Origin of the sequence: Nocardioides sp. CCNWLW216, assembly GCF_037120545.1 — a bacterium.
GTDB lineage: Bacteria > Actinomycetota > Actinomycetes > Propionibacteriales > Nocardioidaceae > Nocardioides > Nocardioides lianchengensis.
In genome coordinates this window covers 14,726-31,904 of record NZ_JBBBBJ010000007.1, presented here as the reverse complement: position 1 = coordinate 31,904, position 17,179 = coordinate 14,726, and the positions used below count along the sequence as shown (strand labels likewise).

The window sequence follows — 17,179 nt, the reverse complement described above, 5'->3', positions numbered from 1 at the left end:
CCGTGCGGCGGCCCTCGTCGCCGCGGAGCTGCCCGGGCAGGAGCGGAGACCGATGGAAGGCCGGGAGTACGACGCCGTCTGGACCCTCGAGCCCGAGGTGGTGCGGACCGCCAGCCGGGTGTGCGCCGCGGTGGGCCTCGCTGCTGGCGCGATGGACGCCGAAGGCCTCACTCATCACCTGGCCATGCCGGTGTCGTACCGTCCTGATCCTCTTCGGCCTGTCCTGCTGTTCAACCGCATCGTGGCCTACCTCGACAGGAGCTCACGGGACGGCGAGCGGTGACGAGGCCCGACCTCGACGTCGCCGAGGGACGGTCGTTCGACCACTACGCCCGGTTGGTGCATCGATTCGTGCGGGTGCCGGTGGCCCTGGTCACCCTCGTCGGGTCCGACCGCCAGGTCTTCGCGGGCGCCCTCGGCCTGCCGCAGCCCTACGCCACGACCCGGCAGACACCGCTCTCGCACTCGTTCTGCCAGTACGTCGTCGCCGACCGCGCCCCGCTCGTCGTCGCCGACGCGCGGAGCGACGACCGGCTGGCCGCGAACCGCGCGATCCCCGATCTCCAGGTGATCGCCTACGCCGGCTGGCCCCTCACCGACGCCGACGGCACGGCGGTGGGGTCGCTCTGCGCGATCGACCACCAGCCTCGGACCTGGAGCGACGACGACCTGGAGACCCTGCGCGACCTGGCCCGGGCCTGCTCCACGGAGCTGCGGATCGCCCCGCGAGTCACGCACGAGGCTGCGCACCGCGACGGACGGGAACGACGTACGTCCACCGCGGACGACGCGGGCTCTCCCGCGCGCCTTCTCCATGTCGAGGACGACCTCGTCGCCACCGTCTCCCACGAGCTGAGGACCCCGCTGACCTCCATCGTGGGCAACCTCGAGCTCCTTGCCGACGAGCTCAAGGACCCCAGCGCGACGGTCAGCCGGACGCTGGCGACGATCGAGCGGAACGCGCACCGCCTGCAGGCCCGCATCGCGCAGCTCCTCGACACCGCCGAACGACGCCGGGCCCTCGCCCTGGTACCCACCGACCTGTCGAGCCTGGTCGCGCAGCTTGCGTCGACCTTCGCCGAGCAGGCGACCGCAGCCGGGGTCACCCTCGTGCTCGACGCCCCACTCCCCCAGCCCGCCGTCGTCGACCACCCCCGCATCGAGCAGGCCGTCGAGAACCTGGTCGGCAACGCGCTCAAGTACACCGACCGCGGGGGCACCGTCAGCATCCGCTGCGACGGGGGCCCGGACGAGGTCCGCATCACCATCGCGGACGACGGCATCGGCATGACGGACGCGGAGACGGCCCGGGCCTTCGACAGCTTCTGGCGCGCCGACGCGGTCCGTCGTACGACGGCGCCGGGTGTCGGCATCGGTCTTTCCCTGGTGCGCGACATCCTGCACGCGCACGGTGGAACGGTCTCGATCACCAGCAAGCCCGGCGCCGGCACGACCTGCACCCTGACCGTCCCTCGCGCGGCAGGCGGCGAAGCGCCTACTCGGCCTTGACCACGTCGATCACGAACCACAGCGTGGCGTTGCCGGGGATCGCGTCGCCGCTGCCCTGCGCGCCGTACCCGAGGGCCGGCGGGATCTGGAGCAGCACGCGGCTGCCGACCTTGACGCCGGTGAGCCCGGTGGTCCAGCCGGGGATCAGACCGTTCAGCGGCGAGTTGAGGGGCTGGCCCTTCGAGTAGCTCTCGTCGAACGGGGCGTCGGCGTCGTACGTCGAGCCGAGGTAGTTCACCGTGACCGTGTCGGAGGCCTTCAGGGCCGCGCCCGTCCCCTCCTTCAGGACCACGCGCTGGACCGGGGTGTCGAGCGCGGGCTCCTCGATGCCCGTGAAGTCGAGACCGGTGACCGTGCCGCCCTTCTCGACCACGGACGGCTGCTCGTCGGGCGCCACGTCGTGGGCCTTGTCGTCGGTGGGCGTCGGCGCGACCGCCGCCTTCTCCACCAGGTCGGCGACGACCACCAGGCTGTCGGTGGGGTCGATGCCCAGCTGGTTCTCCCCGTCGCCGAGCACCTCGCTCGCGCTGGTGACGGCGGCGACGCGGGAGCCGTAGGTCTGTCCCTCGAACAGGGCGGCGAAGACGGCGTCGACCTGGCCCGGGTTGTTCGGGATGGACTCGGGCGCGCCGTTGTCGTAGTCGCTGAAGACCTGCTCCTGGCTGGTGCCGTTGCCGATCCACAGATAGGTGCTGACGGTGTCGCCCTCGGCGACCTTCTCGCCGTCACCCTCGACCAGGGTCGTCACGACCGTCTTCTCCGGGGTCTCGATCGCGGAGCTCCACTCGCCGGTGATGCCCTCTCCCACCTCGCCGGTGAACGAGACCTCGTCGAGCTTCCCGGCCGCGGCGGGGGCTTCCGACGACGACGCCTCCGAGGCCGAGTCACCGGCGTCACCGGAGTCGTCGGCTCCCCCACAGGCGGCGAGAGCGGGAACGAGGAGGACGGCGCCCAGGGCGGCCGTCGTACGGCGGTGACGTCGAAGCACAGGAGACCCATCGGTCGAGTGGAGCGGACCGCGCCACGCTAGTGGCCGTTCCTGAGGGTTGCCTGGGCGTCCCGCGCGCGCCGGCCCGGAGGGTCAGGACGGGACCGGTGGTGGGACGCGGAGCCGCGCCAGGTCGTCGGGCAGCGGCGGGCAGCCGTCGTCGACCCAGCCGGCCAGGGCCTCGGTGTGCGCCCGGTAGTGGACGCCGCCGAACCAGGTGTCGCGGCGCTCGCCGCGGCCGAGGTGCTGGCGGACGAGGACGAGGTTGCTCCGTGCGCACCGGTCGAGGCAGTCGACCACGCGCACCCGGACCCGGTCGGACGCGACGGCCTCCAGTGCGGCCCGCTGCCCGTCGTGGTCGGTGCTGGGGTGCTTGCGCTCGCTGCCGCAGCAGCATCCCCGGCAGAGGGAGACGGTGATGTCGGGCGATCGGGCGGGGTCGGTGCTCCTCGTCGTCACCGGCTCACCGTAGCGAGCGAGAACTGGGGAAAGAACGGTGGATCCGCCCGCCTCCCGAGGCCACGTCCCTACGTTCGTGCGGGGGACACTCACTCGAGAGGCGAGACCGATGAAGCAGCTGCTGATGACCATCGTCGAAGATCCCACCCCCGACGGCACCACGACGGCGATCTCGGAGACGGAGCTGCTCGTCCTCGCCGGCGGAGTCCTCGTGGCGGGCGCCCTCGCGGTCTGGGCCGGCTGGCTCCTGAACAGCCACTACCGCTCGTCTCGGAGCAAGGACGACCAGGGGAAGCTGGTGGGCACGCGGAAGATCGACGTCACGCTCGCCCGGGTCGTCGGGCTGCTGTCGGTCGGCGCTCTGGGCACCGTCGGGCTGGGCATGTCCATCGCCGTGGACAGTGACCTCGTCGCCGCCTACTTCACCCTGCTCGGCTCCATCGCCGGCTACCTCATCGGCGCGAAGACAGGCACGGCGCAGACCACCGAGAGGACACTGGACGACACGGGCGAGACCCTCGCGACGACGCAGGTGCAGACGCCCACGCTGGGGTAGCGACTAGCCGGTGAGTCGATCCGGACCCGGCCCGGACCCGTCCTGGTTCACCGGCATGCAGCTGACCGTGATCCGCAGGGCGCCGAGGTCCCCGATGAGGTCGTGGACCTGGCGGTAGGCGAGCCTCATCGCCGGGTCCGGTGAGTAGCGGAGATCGCCCAGCGCCAGGAGTGCGTGGCACGCGTGCTGCGCCACCTCGTTGATGCCGCCGTCGATCGCTGTGAGCTCTGTGTCGCGCATGGACCCCCCGTAGTCGTCACGACGGAGTCTGCGTCCAGGTGGGGTACCTCCAGGCCGAGAACCCGTGCTGTCTTCACTACAACTAGGTACGCGCAGCGTTCGCTCAGATACGTCCCGCGTCGCCACGACGTACGTCAACGCTCAGCCGCCTCGGGGCCCTGCCGATGCTGAGAGGGTCGAGCGCACGAGTTCGTGGGCGAGGGGAGGCAGCGTCTCCAGGTCGAACCAGCCGAGGTCGTCGTGCTCCTCGGGAGCGGCGTTCACCGGCGTCCCCTGCCAGTCGTGCACGAGCCACGCGCTGAGGAGCACCAGGTCCCCGGCCGGTCGGACGGTCAGCCGGCACAGCGGCGACGACGAGGTCGTCCCGACGCGCACACCGAGCTCCTCGTGCAGCTCGCGAGCGAGGGCGACCTGCTCGGTCTCCCCCGCCTCGACGACTCCTCCGGGCAGGTCCCACACGTTGGGGTAGGCGCGCTTGTCCGGCCTCCGGTGCACGAGGAGGACCCGTCCTGCTCGGACCAGCGCCCCGACCACGACCTCGACCATCCGCCGATCACAGCACGGACCTCCGACAGGCCCGCGACATCCGTTCGGGGCGACCAGGGTCACCACCCTCCCGAGGGCGCTCGATACGGTTTACCCATGAGTGAGACGAACCTGGAGTCGCGACGCACGGACGAGGGTGTCCTGGTGCTGTCGGGCTCGATCGACGAGGGACTCGCGCCGGAGCTGCTGGCTCTGCTGCTCGACGCGCTCGCGGAGGGCCCGCTGACGGTCGACCTGTCCGACGTGGACTACCTGCCCAGCGTCGCCCTCAGCTCCCTGATCGCGGCCTGGCACGCGGAGGGCGTGCACCCGATGACCCTGCAGGCCCGGACCGGCAGCATCAGCCAGCGGGTGCTCACGGTGACCGGCCTGCCGCACGACCAGCTCGACCCGAGCTAGCCTTCCGGCCCCCTGTCAGACTGGAGGCCGTGGAAGGACGGATCGACGCGGGCGTGTGGTGGTGCCGTGCCCTCCTCGTCGCCGCAGTTGCGTTCTTCCTGGGTGTCGCCGGCCACGTGACCGCCGACGGCCTGCTGCCCGGCCCGGCCACGCTCGCGGTGCTCCTCGCGTTCACGGTGCTGCTGAGCCTGCCGCTGCTCGCCCGGCCCGCGTCCCGGCTGCGGCTGGTCGCGATGACCGTCGGCGGGCAGGCCCTGCTGCACCTCGCGCTGACCGTGTCCGGCGGGCACGTCGGTGACCGGTCCGCGGGGGCGGCCGCCGTACCCCGTCGTACGACGGCGCTCAGCGACCTGCCGGTCGTGGGCGGGCAGCGACAGGGCTCGCTCCTCGACGCGTACGCCGCCGCACCCGGCGGCCATCCCGCCTCGACGCCGACCCTGCCCGTCGGTCACCTCCTCCACGACCTGTCGGCCCACGCGCCGATGATGGCCGCGCACCTCGCGGCGGCCGGGCTCGTCGGGCTCTGGCTCGCGTACGGCGAGCGCTGCCTCTTCACGGTCCTCGCGCTGACCGGGCGGCGGGTCCTCCTGGTCCCGCTGCTCGTGCTGCCCGTTCTCGAGGAGCCCGCGCGCCGATACCCGGTCGTCGTGGCGCCCCGGCCGGACCTGCGCTCGCGCTGGCTCGCCCAGCCGCTCTCGCGGCGCGGACCGCCGCTGTCGGTCTGACCGCCTCCCACCTCGTCGTCGACGTCAGGAGGGGGCGCGGTCGCGCGCGCCCATCTCCCGGACCACCGGTCCGGGCTCCCGACCCTGCCCTCCGGGGCGATCGCAGAGGAACACCCATGTCCAAGAAGAACACCCCACGCCTGCCCGATGTCTCCGCCGAGGGCCGCCAGCCGGCCCGCTCCCGCCGCGAGGAGATGGAGCGGCTGATGGCCGAGCGCAAGCAGCAGGAACGCCGCCGCTCGATCCGCGTCCAGGCCCTCGTCGGCGCGCTCGTCGTGGTCCTGGTCGTCGGCGTCACCGTCGTCGTCCTGGCCAGCCGGGGCAGCGACGAGCCGGCCGCCGTACCACCCGGTCTGACCTCCGACGGGGCGATCCGGTTCGGGGCGGCCGACGCCACCGTCACCGTCCAGGCCGTCGAGGACTTCCAGTGCCCGGCCTGCCAGCAGTTCGAGGCCGCGCTCGGCAGCACCCTCGCCGAGTACCGGGCCAGCGACGACGTCGCCGTCGAGTACCGCCCGATCGCGTTCCTCGACAACGCGTCCTCGACCGAGTACGCCAGCCGCGCGCTGAACGCCTCGATGTGCGTCCTCGCCGACGCCGGGGCGGACGCCTGGATGACGATGCACGAGTCCCTCTACGCGCAGCAGCCCGCCGAGGGGACGGCCGGGCTCGACGACGCCACCCTCGCCTCGATGGCCGTCGACGCCCGCGCGGACGAGGACGCCGTCGGGCCGTGCATCACCGACCGGCGCTACGACGACTGGATCCAGCAGCACACCGACGACGTCATGTCGTCCGGCGTCAGCAGCACCCCCACCGTCAGCGTCAACGGCACGCAGGTCGAGGCCGCGCAGCTCGCCTCCGCCGTCGAGGCGGCCCGCTCGTGACCGAGCCGTACGACGACGACGCCGGACGGCCGGTCCCACTCCGGCCGTTCGGCGTCGGCCTGGTCGTGCTGGGCGGCATCGGGCTGCTGGCGGCCTTCACCCTGGTCGTCGACAAGGTCCGGCTGCTCGAGGACCCGTCGTACACGCCGTCGTGCAACTTCAACCCGGTGCTGTCCTGCGGCTCGGTGATGCGGACCGACCAGGCGTCGGTCTTCGGGTTCCCCAACCCGCTCCTGGGGCTGGTCGGCTTCAGCGTCGTGGTGACGGTCGGGGTCGTGCTGGCCACCGGGACCCGCGTCCCGGGCCGGCTGCTCACCGGGCTCGCCGGCGGCGCCGCCCTCGGCCTGGCCTTCGTGCACTGGCTGGCCTTCCAGAGCCTCTACCGGATCAACGCCCTGTGCCCGTGGTGCCTGGTCGTCTGGGCGGTCACGATCCCGATCGCCGTCTGGTCGGTCCTGGTCGCGCTCCGGGTGAACCTGCCGGACGGGCGCGGCCGCCGGGTGGCCGAGGCCGTCTGGTCGGTCCGGTACCTCGTGGTGCTGGCCTGGTACCTGCTGGTGGTCGTGCTCGCGCTGGTCCGGTTCTGGGACTACTGGAGCACTCTGGGGTGATCGCCGTCGGCGGCCGGCCCTCACCCAAGTCGGGTGAGGTGCCGGCTCGGCGGCCCGCCTAGCGTCCGGAGCCGGACCGACGAGGAGGCGACCGTGCCCGACCGACCGAACATCCTGATCATCTGGGGCGACGACATCGGCATCAGCAACCTGAGCTGCTACAGCGACGGGCTGATGGGCTACCGGACCCCGAACATCGACCGGATCGCCGCGGAGGGCATCCGGTTCACCGACTACTACGGCGAGCAGAGCTGTACGGCGGGCCGCGCGGCGTTCATCACCGGCCAGAACCCCTACCGCACGGGCCTGACCAAGGTCGGCATGCCGGGTGCGGACGTCGGGCTGCGGGCCGAGGACCCGACGATCGCCACCGCGCTGAAGAATCTGGGCTACGCCACCGGACAGTTCGGCAAGAACCACTTCGGCGACCGCGACGAGTTCCTGCCGACCGCGCACGGGTTCGACGAGTTCTTCGGCAACCTCTACCACCTCAACGCGGAGGAGGAGCCGGAGCTCTACGACTACCCGTCGGCGGAGGACTTCCCGGACTTCCGCGAGAGGTTCGGCCCACGAGGCGTGATCCACTCCTGGGCCCAGGACGACGGCACCCAGCGCATCGAGGACACCGGCCCGCTCACGAAGGAGCGGATGAAGACCATCGACGACGAGGTCGTGCCGGAGGCGCTCCGCTTCATGGCCGACGCGCAGGAGAGCGACACGCCGTTCTTCGTCTGGCTCAACACCACCCACATGCACTTCCGCACCCACATCAAGGACGGCAGCCGCGGTCGGGCCGGCCGCTGGCAGTCGGAGTACCACGACACGATGTGCGACCACGACGACCTGGTCGGCTCGGTGCTCGACCACCTCGACGAGAACGGCCTGGCCGACAACACGATCGTCATGTACTCCACCGACAACGGGCCGCACATGAACAGCTGGCCGGACGCCGGGATGACGCCGTTCCGCAGCGAGAAGAACTCCAACTGGGAGGGCGCCTACCGGGTGCCCGCCATGGTCCGCTGGCCGGGCCACCTCCCCGCGGGCGAGGTCCGCAACGGGATCGTCAGCCACAACGACTGGTTCGTCACCCTGCTGGCCGCCGCCGGGGACGCCGACATCGCCGACCGGCTCCGCCAGGGCACCGACCTGGCCGGGACGTCGTACCGGGTGCACCTCGACGGGCACAACCAGCTCGACTACCTGACCGGCGCCGCGGACCAGAGCCCCCGCCAGCACTTCTTCTACGTCTCCGACGACGGTGACCTGACCGCTCTGCGCTTCGACCACTGGAAGTTCATCTTCCTCGAGCAGCGCGCCACCGGGACGCTGCAGATCTGGGCCGAGCCGTTCACCGAGCTGCGCTTCCCCAAGCTCTTCAACCTCAAGACCGACCCGTACGAACGGGCCGACATCACCTCCAACACCTACTACGACTGGGTGCTCGACCATGTCTGGTTGTTCATCCCGGCGCAGGCCTACGTCGCCCGGATGCTGCAGACCCTGGTCGAGTTCCCGGCTCGTCAGGAGCCCGCCAGCTTCAACGTCGAGCGGATGATGGAGAAGCTCAGAGCCGGCGTCGGGAGCAGCTGATGACCCCTGTCGCCCTGCCCGGCGGCACGTTCACGATGGGCTCCGACGAGCACTACCCGGAGGAGGCCCCTACCCACCCCGTGCGGGTCGGGGCGTTCACGATCGACGCCCACCAGGTCACGAACGCGGAGTTCGCGCGGTTCGTCCGCAAGACCCGCTACGTGACCGTCGCGGAGCGGGCGCCCGACCCGGCGGACTTCCCCGGGGCACCGCCGGAGAACCTGCAACCCGGCTCCCTGGTCTTCACCCCCACCCCCGGCCCGGTCGACCTCCGGCACGTCAGCCAGTGGTGGACCTGGACCCCGGGCGCCTGCTGGTCGGCACCGGAGGGGCCGGGCAGCTCCGTGAAGCGCCGGCCCGACCACCCGGTGGTCCACGTCGCGCTCGAGGACGCGCGGGCGTACGCCGACTGGGCCGGCGCCGACCTGCCCACCGAGGCCGAGTGGGAGTATGCCGCCCGCGGCGGGCTGGAGGGGGCCGCGTTCACCTGGGGCGACGAACCGCGTCCCGGAGGGCGGATCATGGCCAACACCTGGGACGGCCCGGACTTCCCCTGGCGGCACACCCGCGAGAGCGGGTTCACCCGCACCGCGCCGGTCGGCAGCTTCCCCGCGAACGGGTTCGGGCTGTTCGACATGGCCGGCAACGTCTGGGAGTGGACCGCCGACTTCTGGACCGACCGCCACCCCGACGCCGCCGCGAAGCCCTGCTGCGTGCCGGTCGACCCACGCGGCGGCGATGCCGAGCGGAGCCTCGACCCCGCCCAGCCGCAGTTCCGGATCGCCCGCAAGGTCGTCAAGGGCGGCTCGCACCTGTGCGCCGACAGCTACTGCCTGCGTTACCGGCCGGCCGCCCGGCGGCCGCAGATGGTCGACACCGGGACCAGTCACCTGGGGTTCCGCTGCGTGAGGAGGACCTGATGACCGAGCCGCTGCTGCCGTCCTGGCGCCCGGGGCCGACCCGGGACGCCGTGGTGGCGTTCCTGGACGCGTCGACGGAGGTGGCGGCGCCGGACCGCGTTGCGTGCTTCGACAACGACGGCACCCTGTGGTGCGAGCGGCCGAGGTACGTGCAGCTGGACTTCTTCGTCGATGCCCTGTGCGCTCGCATCGCCGGCGACCCCGAGGTCGGCGAGCGGGCCGAGTTCGCCGCCCTGCTGTCCGGCGACCAGCAGGCGATCGGCGAGGTCGGCCTGGAGCGGATCGCGATGGCGCTCACCGGTCTCTTCGCCGGGATCTCCCCGCAGGAGTTCACGGCCCGGGTCCGCGAGTTCATGGCCCGCGCCGAGCACCCGACCCTGGGCCGGCGGCACCGCGACTGCACCTACCGGCCGATGATCGAGCTGGTCGACGAGCTCCGTCGTCGCGCCTTCGACGTCATGGTCGTCACCGGCGGCGGGACCGAGTTCGTCCGCGCCGTCAGCCAGGACCTGTACGGCGTCCCGCCGGAGGCCGTGGTCGGCACCCTGATCGAATACGACTACCTGCCCGACCCGCCGCGCCTGGCGCGCTCGACCCGGCTGGTCGGCGCCGCCAACGAGGGGGCCGCGAAGGTCGCCAACATCCAGACCGAGCTGGGTCGCCGGCCGATTCTCGCGGTCGGGAACTCCGGCGGCGACCGCGAGATGCTGGAGTGGGCGACCGCGGGCGACGGCCCCACCCTGGCCCTGCTCGTCGACCACGACGACGCGGATCGCGAGTTCGCCTATGTCAGCACCGCGCAGACCTTCACCGAGCCCGAGCCGATCACCGCCGTCGCCGACCGCCTGGGCTGGACCGTGGTCAGCATGAGGCGGGACTGGGCGACGGTTTTCGGCTGAGCCGAGCTTCCGGCCCCGTCAGGTGCGTGCCCCCTCGGTGGTTGACCAGGTCGCGCTAGCGACCGTGTCGAAACCCCCGCAGCCCGAGAGCGCACGTTCCCCCTCCCCCGCCGCCTCGGCCGGTCGCGGGCCGCGGATCCGTCAGGGTCGCCGTGGCTTGGCTTGCTACCGGGACCAGGACCGCAGGTGGTCGCCGTCGGCGGCCGGGCCGCGGACCACTCCCTGCCGCCCGCCCGGAGTACCCCACTGACGTGATGCGTTCACCAGGGCTGGACGCCCGTCTCGTCGCGGAAGGTGCCGGTCGGTCCCCCGTCGGGAAGCGTCGCGAGCTCCAGGAAGATCGCCGCCCCCTGCTCGGGCGTTCGGAGGCCCTGATGGCCGTTGAGGTCGGTCGCGACGTAGCCGGGGCAGCCGGCGTTGACCAGCACGCCCTCGTCGGCCAGCTCCTTCGCGTACTGGACCGTGATCGCGTTGAGGTAGGACTTGGTCGGCGAGTACGCCGCCGAGAGCGGTCCGTACGGCTCGGCCTGGGCGGTCTGCAGGGTGAGCGAGCCGACGGTGCTCGAGACGTTGACGATCCGCGGCGACGCCGCCCGGCGCAGCAGCGGGAGCACCGCGTTGGTGACCCGGATGACGCCGATGACGTTGGTGTCGACGACCTCGCGGACCTGGTCGGCACTGACCCGGGTCGGCTCCTGCGGCATCCCGCCGGTGATGGCGGCGTTGTTGACCAGGACGTCCAGGCCGCCCTCCTCCTCCTCCAGCAGCGCCGCGGCAGCCGCCACGCTCGCGTCGTCCGTGACGTCCAGCGGTACGCCGAACACGTCGTGGCCCTCGGCCCGCAGCTTCGCCACCGCGTCGTCGCGGCGGCCGGCGTCCCGGGCACCCACGCCCACCCGGAAGCCGAGGCGGGACAGGCCCGCCGCGATCTCGTAGCCGATGCCCTTGTTGGCGCCGGTGACCAGCGCGGTCCTCTTGTCGTTCTGTGTCATGCCTCGATCGTGGCCGCGGCACCCGGCCGCGCGCCAAGACCGCCTGGGTCGGCAGGCATACCGCGCCGGTATGACACCAGGTGAGGGGTAGCGTCGGGGTGGTGGAGACCCGCGAGCTGCGCTACTTCGTCGCCGTCGCCGAGGAGGCTCACGTCAGCCGGGCGGCCGAACGGCTCGGCATGGCGCAGCCGCCGCTGTCCCGGGCGATCGCCCAGCTGGAGCGACGCCTCGGCGCCGAGCTCTTCGTCCGTACGCCGCGCGGCGTGACCCTGACCAGCGCCGGGGAGACCTTGCTGCGCGAGGGCCGGGTGGCGCTCGCCGCGGTCGAGGCGGCCGAGCGGCGGACCCGCCGTACCGTCGCGGCGGCGGGGCGGGCGTCGGTGGTGCTCACGGCCAAGGCCGGCGCGTCCAGCGAGCTGATGGCCAAGCTGCTCGACGCCTACGCCGCCGAGCCGGACGCGGTCGACGTCGAGGTGCTGCTGAGCCCGCCCGGGCACCAGGCGCCGATGCTGCGCGACGGGCGCGCGGACGTGGCCATCCTGCACCGGCCGTTCGACGACACCAGCGGCTTCGACGTCGACCCGCTGCTGGTCGAGGACCAGGTGCTGATCCTGCCGGGCGGGCACCCGGCGAGCCGCCGGTCCTCGATGACGCTCGCGGAGGCAACCTCGATCCCGGGCCTGCCGCTCCCCCGCTGGCCGAACCTCGACGGCAGCTACCCCGACGGGCCCGGCCCCGAGCTGCGCGACCTGACCCAGGTGCTGCAGCTGGTCCGGCTCGGACGCGCGGCGATGGTGCTGCCCGAGTCGGCGCAGGCCAACCTGCGCGACGGGCTGGTCGTCCTCCCGATCGCGGACGCGCCGCGGGTCACGACGGTCATCGCCTGGCCGCCGCACAGCACCTCGACCGGGGTGGCCGGCCTGGTGCGGACCGCCGGGCGGCTGTGAGCGGGCTCAGCTGAGCCGGCCGCCGTAGTCCGGCAGCTTGAACCGCCGACCGGTGTGCCCGCCCTGGAGGTCGGTGAGCCGGTTGCCGACCGAGGCGACGATCGTGAAGCCCCGGCGCTCGAGGGCCTTGCGGCAGCGCAGCTTGGACGCCTGCAGCGGCTCCGAGGGGCTGCGGCGCACGCAGATGCCGCGGTAGCGGTAGCCGGCCTCGCGCAGCACCTCCGGGACGCCCTCCAGCTGAGCCCGGGTGCGGCCCGTGGCGAAGTGGACGGTCATCCCGAGGGCGGCCGCGCGGCGGGCGAACGCCCGCGTCCGCTTGACCGGCCGCGGCCAGGCGTAGTGGCTGGCGATCGAGGTGTTGTCGATGTCGAGGACGACGGCCAGCCGCTCGCCGGGCTGCGCGGCCGCGGCCCGGCGACGGAGGAAGCCGCGCGAGCCGCTCAACGACCGGTCCACGTCGCGCAGCCAGGTGGCCTTGCTCGGCAGGCCGTCGGCCCGCTCGGCACCCGTCCCGTCCGGGGCCGCCACGCTCGCCCCCGCCGGGGCGGCGGCGGTCAGCGCGAGGGCCAGCACGGTGAGCAGCACGATCACGCGGCGGGTCATGACGTCACCCTAGGCGCCTCTCCCGACTCCAGTGCGTCCAGGCGCGGGAACCGCGGAACGCCGGCCAGCAGCGCGCCCACCAGGCTCGCGAGCAGCCCGACCGCGGCGACGCGGAGCGCCCACTCCGTGCCGGCGGCGCCGGCGACGACCCCACCGAGCGCGGCCCCGAGGGGGCTGCCACCCCAGGCGATCAGCCGGGCGGTGGTGTTGACGCGCGACTGCAGGTGGTCGGGCGTGACGACCTGACGGGCGACGATGCCGTTGACGATCAGGGTGGTCATCGCGAAGTTGAGCACGGCGAGCAGCGGCAGCGCGGCCAGCACCGTCGTGGTCAGCGACAGGGTGAGCAGCGTGACCAGGCCGACGGCGAAGCCGGAGGTCGTGATCAGCCCGACGCCGAAGCGGCGCTGGACGCGCGGGAGGGCGAGGCTGGCGACGAAGGTGCCGACGGCCCCGGCGGCGAACAGCCAGCCCAGGGCCGGCGAGTCCGAGGCGAGGCCGAGCTGCTCGACCCCGATCACGACCAGCAGCCCGGACACCGCCCCGCCGGCGAGGCTGTTGCCGGCGCCGAGGACGGTCAGCCACCGCACCACCGGAATCGCCCACAGATAGCGCAGGCCCTCGGCGACCTCGGCCCCCAGCCGCCGGCCCGGGACGACGTCCGGGACGGTCTCGCTCCCCGGCCAGCGCAGCCGGGCCGTGATCGCGGCGGCCGCCAGGTAGGCCAGGCCGTCGAGGCCGAGCACGAGCGCCGGCGGGAGCGTGGTGACCAGCAGCCCGCCGATCAGGGGGCCGACCAGCCCGATCGCCGTCCCGACGGTCACCAGGGTCGAGGTCGCCGACGCCACCCGGTCGCGACCGACCATCTGCGGGACGATCCCGAAGGTCGCCGCGTCGGCGAACACGAACAGCGTCGAGACGACGGTGGCGAGGCCCAGCAGGTAGGGGAAGCCGAGCACGCCCAGCGCGTCGGCGAGCGGGACGCTCAGCAGCGCGAGTCCGCTGGCGGCGCCCGTCGCGACCAGCACCCGGCGGCGGTGCCAGCGGTCGACGAGGGCGCCGGCGGGCAGCCCCACCACCAGGTACGGCGCGGTCTCGGCCGCCGCGATCAGCGCGGTCAGGGTGGCGCTCCCGGTGAGCCGGTAGACCAGCACCGGCAGCGCGACCAGGGTCAGCGCGTTCCCGGCCATGGCGACCGTGCGGGCGGCCAGGTAGCGGCGGTACGTCGGGTCCGCGAGCGCCCCGTCGGCGGCGCCCTTCACAGGCTGGGCGGCGGCAGCAGGAGCAGGGACGCAGGCGTCGGCGGCCGGCCCGCGACGTCGGCCCAGCGCGGCAGCCCGTAGTAGGGGAAGGCCGCGGGCGCGTTGGGGACGAGTCCTCGCGCGCAGACCCGCACCACCCGCAGCGGGGTGAGCGCGACGTCCGGCGTGGTCAGGTCGCAGACGACCACCTCGTGACCGGCCGCGCGGAGGGCGGCGCGCAGACCGGGCTCGGTCCCGGTCGGGAGCGCGTCGAGGCCGACCGTGGTCGGCGGCTCGGAGAACCGGGGCAGCAGCCGACGCTGCACCTCGGGATCCAGCCAGACCTGGGCCTGGGCGCCGAGGTCCCGCACCCGCGAGCACTGCTCCCCCGCCACGGCCAGGTAGTCGCGGTCCGGCCGGTGCGGGAGGTAGAGACCCTCCGAGAGGATGCCGGCCCCGATCGCCTCGAACACCCAGCCGTCGGCCTCGAGCAGGCCCTGGGTGAACACCCAGCTGTGGATCGCCTCCAGGGTGGCCTTGACCGCCGTCTCGGCCGGGTCGAGCTTGGCGGAGAAGCCGCCGGCCACGATCCCCGTCACCGGGTCGTGCACCACCGCCGCGACCACCGGGACTCCGAACCAGGCGGGCAGCGCCAGCAGGTGCACCTCCAGCCGCGACCCGGCCAGGTGCTCGCGCAGCCCCGGCACGCTGTCCGGGTCGATCCCGGCGGCCGGCAGGTCGAGGTGCCACCACAGCGAGAGGGCGTCGCGCTCGACGAGCTCCAGCAGCCCCCGCCGTACGGCGTCGTCGACGCCCTGGCCGGTGGCGATCCCGGCGTAGTTCACGTGGTGCAGGAACGGCTCGCCGCGCCGCGAGCCGGTCCGCCAGTTCAGGTGCGCCCAGGAGGCCGGGACCTGCACCGGACCGTCGTCGCCCGCCCCCGCGACCCAGGCGATCTCGGCGTCGTCGGTGAACCGGGCGAACGGGAACCCGGCGCGCTCGTGCTGCCAGTCGGCGAAGAAGCGCAGGTCGTCGGGGCCGAGCAGCCGGTGCCCGGCGGCGGCGAGCTCCCGTGCGGTCCCCCGCAGCAGCCCGTCCGGGACGTGGTTGCCGCAGTAGCGCTCGACCGCCTCGCCGATCGCCGCGATCCGCGCCCCCGCGGGGTCGCCGAAGGTGGTGCCGAGCGAGACCCGGTCGCTGGGCCAGTTGCCGTGCACGCGGGAGTCGGCCACCTCCGCGGTCAGGCCGACGTACGACGGCGGCAGTCCGTCGAGCCGGGCGACCGGGTGCAGGCCGGTGACCAGGCCGAACTCGGGGTCGACGAGGTGGTCGACGGGGAGGGTCGTCATGCCGTGAGCTCCAGGTGGTGGTCGGGGACGGGGGCGGCCGGGCGGTGCGACCGGGCGTAGCGGGGGAAGTCGTCGGAGGCGATCCGGATCTCGAGGCGGGCCCGATCAGCAGCGGTCAGCACCACCGGGCCGAGCGGGACGAGGCGACCGACCGCAGCACCGTGCGCCACCTCGCGGCCGTCCGCGACGAGCGAGACGCACCACTGGGCGTCGTCGGCGCCGTCGACCCGGAGCGCGGCCGCCACGGGTCGGTCGTGGGCGACGGTGCCGTCCCGGTCGATCGTCTCGGTGCCCGTCGGCGGCGCGCCGGCGAGGACGGCGTCGAGCCAGCGCAGGATCCGGGTCGCGCGGCGCGCGCCGGCCAGGCCGTGGTCCCACGGCCCGAGCACCAGGGCCGCGGGGCCGCCCCAGGCCGCCGCGAGGTCGACGGTGTCGTGGGCGAAGAAGTCGTCGGTGCCGCCGATCGCCAGGAGCGGGCAGTCCAGCCGGGCCACCTCGTCGGCCCGCTCGGCGTCGCGTCGGCGGGCCGCGACGACCTCGGCCCAGGGGCGCCGTACGTCGTGGGCGAGCCACCAGCCGATCCGTGAGGCCAGCTGGAGCACGCCGCCGCGGGTGCGCGCGGTCTCGCCGAGCCCGAGCGCGGGCACCGCGACCACCACCCCGTCGGGCCGCAGGTGGGCGGCGGTGGCCAGCGCCGCGTGGGCGCCGTACGACGTGCCGAGCAGCACGACCGGGGCGTCCGCCCAGGTCCGGACCCAGGTCAGCAGGGCCGGTCCGTCGTCGCCGCGGTCCTCGGCGTACGGGACGAACTCGCCGGGCGACGCGTGCCGGCCGCGGACGTCCTGGACCACCAGCCCGATCCCGTGGGCGGTCCAGCCGGTGGCCTCGGCCGCGTGCCCGGCGGCGCCGTACGGCGTGCGGGCGACGAGCACGGCCCGCGGGGGCCGGTCCGGCAGCCAGGTCCAGGTCGCGAGCCCGGCGACCGTGCTCCGGGAGGACCTCACCGCGGCGCGGCCGGGACCGGGAGGACCGGGTGCCGGGAGACCGTGAGGTCGCGCAGGTCGACGGCGACCACCTCGTGGGCGGGCCGGTCGGGGCGCAGCAGCTCGGCCGCGACCTGGACCGCGGCGAGCTCGAGCCCCGCGCCGGCCAGGAGCGGTACGGCGGCGGCGACCCGGCGGGCCCCGGCGGCGGGGGCGGTGCGGGGGTCGGCCGCGCGGTGCCGGGTGGCGGCCCGGTGCCGGGCGGCGACCTGCGGGGCGGGCACCGCGGGCGGCGAGAGCACGACGCGGTGGCCGACGACCCAGCACGCCGTGGTCGCGGCGGCGGGCAGCGCGTCGTCGTCGCGGGCCAGGACACTGACACCGCCGGGACCGACGACGGCGCCCATCCGGGTCAGCGCGGCGCGGAGTGCGGCGGCGAGCACGCCGTCGCCGTCCACGCTGAGGCGCGCGGGCGGTACGTCGACCAGGCCGGCCTCGACCAGGGCCTCCAGGGCCGCACGGGCCGGGTCCGAGGCCGGGTCGCCGCCCTCGGCGAGCGCGTCGAGCAGCTCGGCGGCGTCGTCGCCGCCGAGGTGGACGTGGTGGTGGGTGTCGCCGACGCGGAGCAGGTGGCCGTCCGCTGCGGCGTACAGCTCGACGCCGGGTCTGAGCCGGATGGAGGTCCGTTGGAGGGGGGTCATGGGTGTCCGCTCTCGGGGGCGGCCCCGTGCG

21 protein-coding genes are annotated in these 17,179 nt (G+C 73.9%); 11 read left to right on the top strand and 10 right to left on the bottom strand.

Translation table 11 applies throughout. The features are described from left to right. Nucleotides 1–52: 52 nt before the first annotated feature. Entirely contained in the window at nt 53–283 is a 231-nt protein-coding gene (locus V7S47_RS16390; protein ID WP_336562580.1) for a hypothetical protein, read from the top strand. Next, complete coding sequence (locus V7S47_RS16385) at nt 280–1,509, top strand: sensor histidine kinase (protein ID WP_336562579.1); 1,230 nt, start codon at nt 280–282, stop codon at nt 1,507–1,509. Before V7S47_RS16390 ends, V7S47_RS16385 begins: the two co-directional genes overlap by 4 nt. On the opposite strand, the gene V7S47_RS16380 is transcribed toward V7S47_RS16385, so the two are convergent. Beyond that, a complete protein-coding gene (locus V7S47_RS16380; RefSeq protein ID WP_336562578.1) occupies nt 1,496–2,497 on the bottom strand; it encodes an FKBP-type peptidyl-prolyl cis-trans isomerase in 1,002 nt (333 codons plus the stop codon). The two genes, V7S47_RS16385 and V7S47_RS16380, sit on opposite strands and share 14 nt — an antisense overlap. Nucleotides 2,498–2,590: 93 nt before the next feature. Continuing rightward, complete coding sequence (locus V7S47_RS16375) at nt 2,591–2,956, bottom strand: hypothetical protein (protein WP_336562577.1); 366 nt, start codon at nt 2,954–2,956, stop codon at nt 2,591–2,593. A 109-nt stretch (nt 2,957–3,065) separates the two neighbouring features. Here V7S47_RS16375 and V7S47_RS16370 point away from each other — a divergent pair, with 109 nt between their 5' ends. Next, nucleotides 3,066–3,512, top strand: coding sequence for a hypothetical protein (locus V7S47_RS16370; RefSeq protein ID WP_336562576.1), 447 nt, complete (start codon nt 3,066–3,068; stop codon nt 3,510–3,512). Nucleotides 3,513–3,515: 3 nt separating this feature from the next. Here the strand turns inward: V7S47_RS16370 and V7S47_RS16365 are convergent, their stop codons facing one another. Continuing rightward, nucleotides 3,516–3,752 (bottom strand): hypothetical protein, encoded by a 237-nt coding sequence (locus V7S47_RS16365; protein WP_336562575.1) that lies wholly within the window; start codon nt 3,750–3,752, stop codon nt 3,516–3,518. Between the two features lie 141 nt (nt 3,753–3,893). Then, entirely contained in the window at nt 3,894–4,298 is a 405-nt protein-coding gene (locus tag V7S47_RS16360; RefSeq protein WP_336562573.1) for an NUDIX domain-containing protein, read from the bottom strand. Nucleotides 4,299–4,394: 96 nt separating this feature from the next. On the opposite strand from V7S47_RS16360, the gene V7S47_RS16355 reads away from it, so the two are divergent. From V7S47_RS16355 to V7S47_RS16325, 7 genes are all read left to right on the top strand, one after another. Further along, entirely contained in the window at nt 4,395–4,697 is a 303-nt protein-coding gene (locus tag V7S47_RS16355; RefSeq protein ID WP_336562572.1) for an STAS domain-containing protein, read from the top strand. A gap of 29 nt (nt 4,698–4,726) precedes the next feature. Beyond that, nucleotides 4,727–5,422 (top strand): hypothetical protein, encoded by a 696-nt coding sequence (locus tag V7S47_RS16350; protein WP_336562571.1) that lies wholly within the window; start codon nt 4,727–4,729, stop codon nt 5,420–5,422. Nucleotides 5,423–5,538: 116 nt separating this feature from the next. After that, on the top strand, nt 5,539–6,309 hold the full coding sequence (locus tag V7S47_RS16345) for a DsbA family protein (RefSeq protein WP_336562570.1): 771 nt from the start codon (nt 5,539–5,541) through the stop codon (nt 6,307–6,309). Beyond that, the gene (locus V7S47_RS16340; RefSeq protein ID WP_336562569.1) at nt 6,306–6,920 is read left to right on the top strand and encodes a vitamin K epoxide reductase family protein; all 615 of its coding nucleotides are present in this window, start codon (nt 6,306–6,308) and stop codon (nt 6,918–6,920) included. Before V7S47_RS16345 ends, V7S47_RS16340 begins: the two co-directional genes overlap by 4 nt. Before the next feature lie 93 nt (nt 6,921–7,013). Beyond that, nucleotides 7,014–8,513, top strand: coding sequence for an arylsulfatase (locus V7S47_RS16335; protein ID WP_336562568.1), 1,500 nt, complete (start codon nt 7,014–7,016; stop codon nt 8,511–8,513). After that, nucleotides 8,513–9,433 carry a formylglycine-generating enzyme family protein gene (locus tag V7S47_RS16330; RefSeq protein WP_336562567.1) on the top strand — a complete coding sequence of 307 codons (921 nt, stop codon included), beginning with the start codon at nt 8,513–8,515 and terminating at the stop codon, nt 9,431–9,433. The genes V7S47_RS16335 and V7S47_RS16330 overlap by 1 nt, the downstream gene beginning before the upstream one ends. Continuing rightward, nucleotides 9,433–10,332: an HAD family hydrolase gene (locus tag V7S47_RS16325; RefSeq protein ID WP_336562566.1), complete on the top strand. Its 900-nt coding sequence runs from the start codon at nt 9,433–9,435 to the stop codon at nt 10,330–10,332. Before V7S47_RS16330 ends, V7S47_RS16325 begins: the two co-directional genes overlap by 1 nt. 260 nt (nt 10,333–10,592) lie before the next feature. Here the strand turns inward: V7S47_RS16325 and V7S47_RS16320 are convergent, their stop codons facing one another. Next, nucleotides 10,593–11,324: an SDR family NAD(P)-dependent oxidoreductase gene (locus V7S47_RS16320; protein WP_336562565.1), complete on the bottom strand. Its 732-nt coding sequence runs from the start codon at nt 11,322–11,324 to the stop codon at nt 10,593–10,595. Between the two features lie 101 nt (nt 11,325–11,425). Here V7S47_RS16320 and V7S47_RS16315 point away from each other — a divergent pair, with 101 nt between their 5' ends. Next, entirely contained in the window at nt 11,426–12,271 is an 846-nt protein-coding gene (locus V7S47_RS16315; RefSeq protein WP_336562564.1) for a LysR family transcriptional regulator, read from the top strand. A 6-nt stretch (nt 12,272–12,277) separates the two neighbouring features. Here the strand turns inward: V7S47_RS16315 and V7S47_RS16310 are convergent, their stop codons facing one another. The 5 genes from V7S47_RS16310 to V7S47_RS16290 are packed head-to-tail and all read right to left on the bottom strand — an operon-like array spanning nt 12,278 to nt 17,148. After that, nucleotides 12,278–12,874, bottom strand: coding sequence for an HAD family acid phosphatase (locus V7S47_RS16310; RefSeq protein WP_336562563.1), 597 nt, complete (start codon nt 12,872–12,874; stop codon nt 12,278–12,280). Continuing rightward, the gene (locus tag V7S47_RS16305) at nt 12,871–14,136 is read right to left on the bottom strand and encodes an MFS transporter (RefSeq protein WP_336562562.1); all 1,266 of its coding nucleotides are present in this window, start codon (nt 14,134–14,136) and stop codon (nt 12,871–12,873) included. Before V7S47_RS16305 ends, V7S47_RS16310 begins: the two co-directional genes overlap by 4 nt. Then, complete coding sequence (locus V7S47_RS16300; protein ID WP_336562561.1) at nt 14,133–15,464, bottom strand: YcaO-like family protein; 1,332 nt, start codon at nt 15,462–15,464, stop codon at nt 14,133–14,135. Before V7S47_RS16300 ends, V7S47_RS16305 begins: the two co-directional genes overlap by 4 nt. Beyond that, nucleotides 15,461–16,468 (bottom strand): CocE/NonD family hydrolase, encoded by a 1,008-nt coding sequence (locus V7S47_RS16295; protein WP_336562560.1) that lies wholly within the window; start codon nt 16,466–16,468, stop codon nt 15,461–15,463. Before V7S47_RS16295 ends, V7S47_RS16300 begins: the two co-directional genes overlap by 4 nt. Then, the gene (locus V7S47_RS16290) at nt 16,465–17,148 is read right to left on the bottom strand and encodes a hypothetical protein (RefSeq protein WP_336562559.1); all 684 of its coding nucleotides are present in this window, start codon (nt 17,146–17,148) and stop codon (nt 16,465–16,467) included. Before V7S47_RS16290 ends, V7S47_RS16295 begins: the two co-directional genes overlap by 4 nt. Between the last annotated feature and the right edge of the window lie 31 nt (nt 17,149–17,179).

Bases quoted from the DNA above. Each gene is read 5' to 3' on its own strand.
- V7S47_RS16390 (WP_336562580.1), top strand. From the start codon at position 53: ATGGAAGGCCGGGAGTACGACGCCGTCTGGACCCTCGAGCCCGAGGTG.
- V7S47_RS16370 (WP_336562576.1), top strand. From the start codon at position 3,066: ATGAAGCAGCTGCTGATGACCATCGTCGAAGATCCCACCCCCGACGGC.
- V7S47_RS16365 (WP_336562575.1), bottom strand. From the start codon at position 3,752: ATGCGCGACACAGAGCTCACAGCGATCGACGGCGGCATCAACGAGGTG.
- V7S47_RS16360 (WP_336562573.1), bottom strand. From the start codon at position 4,298: ATGGTCGAGGTCGTGGTCGGGGCGCTGGTCCGAGCAGGACGGGTCCTC.
- V7S47_RS16355 (WP_336562572.1), top strand. From the start codon at position 4,395: ATGAGTGAGACGAACCTGGAGTCGCGACGCACGGACGAGGGTGTCCTG.
- V7S47_RS16345 (WP_336562570.1), top strand. From the start codon at position 5,539: ATGTCCAAGAAGAACACCCCACGCCTGCCCGATGTCTCCGCCGAGGGC.
- V7S47_RS16330 (WP_336562567.1), top strand. From the start codon at position 8,513: ATGACCCCTGTCGCCCTGCCCGGCGGCACGTTCACGATGGGCTCCGAC.
- V7S47_RS16325 (WP_336562566.1), top strand. From the start codon at position 9,433: ATGACCGAGCCGCTGCTGCCGTCCTGGCGCCCGGGGCCGACCCGGGAC.
- V7S47_RS16320 (WP_336562565.1), bottom strand. From the start codon at position 11,324: ATGACACAGAACGACAAGAGGACCGCGCTGGTCACCGGCGCCAACAAG.
- V7S47_RS16310 (WP_336562563.1), bottom strand. From the start codon at position 12,874: ATGACCCGCCGCGTGATCGTGCTGCTCACCGTGCTGGCCCTCGCGCTG.
- V7S47_RS16300 (WP_336562561.1), bottom strand. From the start codon at position 15,464: ATGACGACCCTCCCCGTCGACCACCTCGTCGACCCCGAGTTCGGCCTG.
- V7S47_RS16290 (WP_336562559.1), bottom strand. From the start codon at position 17,148: ATGACCCCCCTCCAACGGACCTCCATCCGGCTCAGACCCGGCGTCGAG.